At 46.7% G+C, this 628-nt stretch carries 2 protein-coding genes; one reads left to right on the plus strand and one right to left on the minus strand.

All coding sequences use genetic code 11. The features are described 5' to 3' along the window. Positions 1 to 466: hypothetical protein (locus tag CBG25_RS07240; protein WP_290605684.1), on the plus strand; the 466-nt coding region annotated here is incomplete at its 5' end. On the opposite strand, the gene CBG25_RS07245 is transcribed toward CBG25_RS07240, so the two are convergent. Further along, a partial coding sequence (locus CBG25_RS07245; RefSeq protein WP_290603847.1) for a transposase domain-containing protein occupies positions 463 to 628 on the minus strand: 166 nt, incomplete at its 5' end. The genes CBG25_RS07240 and CBG25_RS07245 overlap by 4 nt on opposite strands.

Consider the following 628-nt stretch of genomic DNA (forward strand, 5'->3'; position numbering starts at 1 on the left):
TATTTATTTTTATCGCATTGATAAACCGGTTGATATTCATCCTCTCCCGGTAAAGAAACAGCCTGAACGCCTGTTGGCAGCGAAAAATCTTGCAAAAGATAATGAGCCGATGACAAGTAAAGCGCTGGCGGTGACGAAACCTCCGCAGATTATCAGCGTTAAAAATCACTTGTCACCCACGCAGGGAAATAAATCCCTCATTCAATCTCAAACAGCGATAGCGTCGCCAAAAACAACGACGTTGCTTACGGATAAGCCACTTACATCGATGAAAGTCACGCCGCCCCCAAAACCTGTGCAAACGTGGCAGATAGAAAAAGGCGGAACGTTAAAAGCGGGTGTCATGGCATGGGCAATAAAGGAGTCTTGTGTCGCGCCGGGAGTAAAAAATTGGTCGGTTTTGTGGCAAACGCCGGTTAATTGTAAGCGTCATTGGAACCACACAGAGATAGGTAGCGTGGTTTAAGGTAAGGTAATTTTCCAGGGCAGCAGTACGTTCCAGTCTATATCTTCATCAGGGGATTTTAGCGACGTCAGCAATGCCAGAAGATAATCGTACGGGTTAAGACCATTGATACGTGCACTTTCCACCAGGCTGTACAATAGCGCACTTGCATGAGCACCCGCT

The organism is Arsenophonus sp. ENCA (assembly GCF_002287155.1).
Lineage (GTDB): Bacteria > Pseudomonadota > Gammaproteobacteria > Enterobacterales > Enterobacteriaceae > Arsenophonus > Arsenophonus nilaparvatae.